This is a genomic window from Mesorhizobium sp. WSM3859 (genome assembly GCF_002295065.1).
Lineage (GTDB): Bacteria > Pseudomonadota > Alphaproteobacteria > Rhizobiales > Rhizobiaceae > Mesorhizobium.
This window is the reverse complement of sequence record NZ_NSGG01000003.1, coordinates 605,001-610,000: the sequence shown is the minus strand read 5'-3', so window position 1 is coordinate 610,000 and position 5,000 is coordinate 605,001. Positions and strand designations below refer to the sequence as shown.

Here is a 5,000-nt window from a genome sequence, read left to right as displayed (position 1 = left end):
CAGCCATAACCGCTCCGCCGAGCGGATGCATTCAACCGGAAATCGCCTGCAGCACTTTAGCCGAATGCCGACGGCGGCGCCCGACTGAACCCCGGTTTAGAGCCGTTCTTCCAGCAATTCGGGCGTGATGTTCCGGCCTGCGTAGAAGATCCCAGGATCAGCACGCGCTCGCCGTCGACAGCGAAAACGATGCTGACCGCGCGGCGATAGCCGATGATCCGCGCCCCGGCATGATCTCGACCCGCTCGGTACCGCGCTGTGGAAATGTCGACAGGCCAAGGCAATGATCGCGGATGCCGGCGACAAAATTCCAGGCAACCGCCGGCGACGCACGCTCGGCTATGTCGTCATAAAGCTGTTCGAGTTCGTCCTCCGCTTTCGCATGGAAGACAATCCGGTATTCCATCTCCTACTTGGCTTTCGCCTGCCGCGCGCGATGACGGGCCTCCAGCCGGGAAAACACCGTTTCAGCGGGGATTCCCTTCGCCGGATCCCGCTGGAGCTCGGCCATGCGCGCCGGGATTTCGTCGCGCAGCCACTTCTCCCGCTCCGCCTCGAAATCCTCGAGCATGCGCAAGCCGGCGCGGACAACCTCGCTGGCATTGTTGTAGCGGCCCGATTCGAGCTGCTTCCTGATGAAGCGCTCATAGTGCTCGTTCAAAGCGAAGTTGGGCATGGGACCTCCTCGGGAAAATATGGAGCCGGGCGGCAGATATAGCAATAGATAGCAATGACTGACAGTCTTGGTTGATTCGGGCGTGCTTCGTCCTTGGCGATTCGGTAGGGGACCGAGCTCCCCCGAATCGGGCAGCAACCGAAATGTCGATCAAGGCCGCCGGTGCCGATCGAGGATCGCCACGCGCTTTAGCCGGCTCGCCGCCTCAGCGCGCCGCCCACACCAATCCGCGGCGCAGGACGGTGCGCATCTGCGGCACCTGGAATTCCGACGCTGCGTGACCGAGCGACGAATAGAACACCCGCCCCTTGCCGTGCCTGCGCTTCCACACCACCGGCATGACGACGCCGTCGATCCATGGCGCATGTTCGCCGGAGAAGGTTGTCGTCGCCAGCACTTCGTTCGAGGGGTCGACATGCATGTAATATTGCTCGGAGCGGTAAGGGAAATCCTCGATGCCCTGCATGATCGGGTCGTCGCGCCGCGTCACATTCACGTGATAGTCGATGATGTTGCCAGGATGCGCAACCCATTGCCCACCGCATACGAACTGGTATTCGGGCGACTCGCGAAATGCGTCGCCCATGCCGCCATGATAGCCGCCGAGGCCGACGCCGTTCTCGACCGCCTTCGTCAGATTGGTTTCCTCCGCCTTGGTGAGCTTGGACATGGTGTAGATCGGCACGATCAGGCTGAGCTCGGCGATCGCCGGGTCGGCGAAGACCGCGGTCGTGTCCTCCACGCGCACTGCAAAGCCTTCCTCCTCGAGCATTGCCTTGACGGCGCGCGCCCCGGCCTCGGGCTCGTGCCCCTCCCAGCCGCCCCATACGATCAGCGCCTGCCGCATTTTTCCCTCCGTCGGTTTGGTTGCATTCATTCGAGGTCGCCAAGGACGAATAGTCACCGAGATTTCGGACGTAAACGCATGTCAGCAAAGAAAGCCCGAGGCGAGCCGGCCCACAAGTGGGCATTTGGGAACGCGGGCACGCCTTCGCCAGTTCATCTTATGCACCCGTTAGGCGTCACCCGAAAAAAGCAGGCGGAGTGGTGACATCCCGGTCGCGGGAACCAGATTGAGTTGAGGGCCATTGGTGGCCATCACGAACTTGCAGGAACATGATCATGATGATTCTCGCCTTCGGCGCTGCGGGAGATTTTGCAGGCAGTGTCATTCCCGCCCTTGCGACGCGAGGTGCGCGCGTCCGTGCCTTCATCCGCAGGCCAGAACAGGCTGAACTGGCGCGCGGTCACGGCGCAACCGAAGTCGCCATCGGCGACCTGCGCGATCGGCCAGCTTTGGATGCGGCACTCAAGGATGTCGACGCCGTCTTCTACATCGCCCCGGCATTCATTCCCGGCGAGGCCGACGTGGGAAAAACTGTCGTGAAGGCTGCCATCGACGCGGGTGTGCGCCGATTGGTGTTTTCGGCCGTGATCCATCCGGTGCTTTCGGACCTCGTCAATCATGTCGCCAAGGCGCCGGTCGAGGAGGCGGTTCTCAACTCCGGCCTGGAATATACGTTCCTCCATCCGGCGCGCTACTTTCAGAACTACGCGGCATTCTGGCCCAAAGTCGTGAAGGAGGGCGTGCTCGCGGAGCCTTGGTCGTCCGAGACCCGTTTCTCGCTGGTCGACTATCGCGATGTCGCCGAGGTCGCGGCGATAGCCCTGACGGAAGACCGGCTGCTTTTTGGCACGTTCGAACTTTGCGCACCCGGGCAACTCGATCGACACGACGTCGTCGCGCTGATGAGCGATGTGCTGGGCCGCAAGATCGGGGAGCGCCGCGATCCCGGTGTCCTCGGTGACGTTTCCCAGGGCTTGAGGGCGATGTTCGATCACTACGATCACCACGGGCTGCTCGGCAACCCGCTGACGCTGCATGCGATCCTGGGTCGTGAGCCGCGGTCGCTGCGTGCATATCTGGAGGAACTGGCGCGCGGTGATCCTGCTGGATTCGGTGAGCAAGGATGAACTACCGGCCCTGGCGGCCAAAAAGCAAAACGCCCGCTTTCGCGGGCGTTTGTTTGGTTGCGGGGACAGGATTTAGCTTTTCTGTCCCGCGGCGTCGGCTTTGCCTCCTTGCGGGCCCCTGATGACAGTTCAAATCAGCCGGCCACCGTCAGCCAGATACAAGAACAGCCCGGATTGAGCCGGGCTGTTCTTGTATCTGGTTGCGGGGACAGGATTTGAACCTGTGACCTTCAGGTTATGAGCCTGACGAGCTACCGGGCTGCTCCACCCCGCGTCACCTACGAGCAAGCGTTTGCTTGCGACTATGAGCAAGCGTTTGCTTGCGACTACGAGCAAGCGTTTGCTTGCGTTCTTGGACGTAAGCGCACGCCTATGGATAGGCTGGCCTACAGATAGGTAGATGGCTCACCAAATGAAAGGGCCGCTTTCGCGGCCCGGGGTCCCGTTGGCGGGCCTTATGCATGTCGCTCAAAAGTGCCTAGCGGTTTTGAGCCAACGACATGCATCACTAAGATCGTAGAGAGAAGATTTATTTCCCTCCGGAGCTTGGTCCGGATGTGAGGGTGAACATGCGTTTTGCAGACCTGGCAGCGACCTACTCTCCCGCGTCTTGAGACGAAGTACCATCAGCGCTGGAGCGTTTCACGGCCGAGTTCGGAATGGGATCGGGTGCAGCCGCTCCGCCATAACCACCAGGTCGGCAAAACGCATGTTCAATCGAGAAGCTTTTTGAGCGAATAGCCAATAGTGAGTAGCCAATAGGGAACCCTATTTGCTGCTTTCTCTAGGCTGTTCGCTGGTCTTTGTTGTGCCCTGGATGTTCCTTTCAGCCTGGCGCCTTTCGAAGCGAAGCTTCGCAAGGTCGACCGACCGTCGGCGCTGTTGCGCCGCACCCACGTAGCGCCGCCCGTGAGGGCGGAACAAGCGTGAGTGAGAATGGCGACAATCCTTCGGATTGCGCCTTGATGGATATAAGTAATGAGAACGATCAAGCCTATCGAACTATTAGTACCGGTAAGCTTCAAGCGTTGCCGCTCTTCCACACCCGGCCTATCAACGTGGTCGTCTTCCACGGTTCTCAGGGAATACTCGTTTCAAGGTGGGTTTCCCGCTTAGATGCCTTCAGCGGTTATCCCGTCCGGATATAGCTACCCTGCGATGCGGCTGGCGCCACAACAGGTCCACCAGAGATCCGTCCATCCCGGTCCTCTCGTACTAGGGACAGATCCTTTCAATATTCCTACACCCACGGCAGATAGGGACCGAACTGTCTCACGACGTTCTGAACCCAACTCACGTACCGCTTTAAATGGCGAACAGCCATACCCTTGGGACCTGCTCCAGCCCCAGGATGCGATGAGTCGACATCGAGGTGCCAAACAACCCCGTCGATATGGACTCTTGGGGGTCATCAGCCTGTTATCCCCGGCGTACCTTTTATCCGTTGAGCGATGGCCCTTCCACGCGGGACCACCGGATCACTATGACCGACTTTCGTCTCTGCTCGACTTGTCAGTCTCGCAGTCAGGCAGGCTTATGCCATTGCACTCAGCGAACGATTTCCGACCGTTCTGAGCCCACCATCGCGCGCCTCCGTTACTCTTTAGGAGGCGACCGCCCCAGTCAAACTACCCACCATACATTGTCCCGGACCCGGATAACGGGCCGCGGTTAGACATCCATAGTAATAAGGGTGGTATTTCAAGGGTGGCTCCACCTGAGCTGGCGCCCAGGCTTCAAAGCCTACCACCTATCCTACACATGCCACTACGAATGCCAATGTAAAGCTATAGTAAAGGTGCACGGGGTCTTTCCGTCTAACCGCAGGAACCCCGCATCTTCACGGGGAATTCAATTTCACTGAGTCTATGCTGGAGACAGCGGGGAAGTCGTTACGCCATTCGTGCAGGTCGGAACTTACCCGACAAGGAATTTCGCTACCTTAGGACCGTTATAGTTACGGCCGCCGTTTACTGGGGCTTCGATTCAGAGCTTGCACCCCTCCTCTTAACCTTCCAGCACCGGGCAGGCGTCAGACCCTATACGTCGCCTTGCGGCTTCGCAGAGCCCTGTGTTTTTGATAAACAGTCGCTACCCCCTGGTCTGTGCCACCCTCCTCCACTTGCGTAGAAAAGGGTCACGCTTCTTCCGAAGTTACGCGTGCAATTTGCCGAGTTCCTTCAGCATAGTTCTCTCAAGCGCCTTGGTATACTCTACCTGACCACCAGTGTCGGTTTCGGGTACGGTCTATAAGGAGGAGCTATTTCCTGGAACCACTCCGCTGCCCGTTCAATCCGATAAGATTGGACAACTTGTGTGATCCGTCACTACCTCCAGGCCCACGAATATT

General features: G+C 59.1%; 3 protein-coding genes, 1 tRNA gene, 2 rRNA genes and 1 pseudogene (1 of these 7 only partly in view). 1 reads left to right on the top strand and 6 read right to left on the bottom strand.

All coding sequences use genetic code 11. The features are described 5' to 3' along the window. Positions 1 to 96: 96 nt before the first annotated feature. From CK230_RS09900 to CK230_RS09890, 3 genes and pseudogenes are all read right to left on the bottom strand, one after another. Positions 97 to 406 (bottom strand): annotated as a pseudogene (locus CK230_RS09900) (type II toxin-antitoxin system RelE/ParE family toxin). Positions 407 to 409: 3 nt separating this feature from the next. After that, positions 410 to 676, bottom strand: coding sequence for a type II toxin-antitoxin system ParD family antitoxin (locus CK230_RS09895; RefSeq protein ID WP_095816951.1), 267 nt, complete (start codon positions 674 to 676; stop codon positions 410 to 412). 205 nt (positions 677 to 881) lie between these two features. Next, positions 882 to 1,523, bottom strand: coding sequence for a ThuA domain-containing protein (locus tag CK230_RS09890; protein ID WP_095817021.1), 642 nt, complete (start codon positions 1,521 to 1,523; stop codon positions 882 to 884). Positions 1,524 to 1,798: 275 nt separating this feature from the next. On the opposite strand from CK230_RS09890, the gene CK230_RS09885 reads away from it, so the two are divergent. Then, complete coding sequence (locus CK230_RS09885) at positions 1,799 to 2,650, top strand: NmrA family NAD(P)-binding protein (RefSeq protein WP_095817020.1); 852 nt, start codon at positions 1,799 to 1,801, stop codon at positions 2,648 to 2,650. A 197-nt stretch (positions 2,651 to 2,847) separates the two neighbouring features. Here the strand turns inward: CK230_RS09885 and CK230_RS09880 are convergent. From CK230_RS09880 to CK230_RS09870, 3 genes are all read right to left on the bottom strand, one after another. Next, positions 2,848 to 2,924 (bottom strand) — tRNA-Met (locus CK230_RS09880). Positions 2,925 to 3,232: 308 nt separating this feature from the next. Further along, positions 3,233 to 3,347: ribosomal RNA gene (rrf, locus tag CK230_RS09875) — 5S ribosomal RNA — on the bottom strand. A 287-nt stretch (positions 3,348 to 3,634) separates the two neighbouring features. Continuing rightward, positions 3,635 to 5,000: ribosomal RNA gene (locus tag CK230_RS09870) — 23S ribosomal RNA — on the bottom strand; it runs 1,514 nt beyond the window's last position.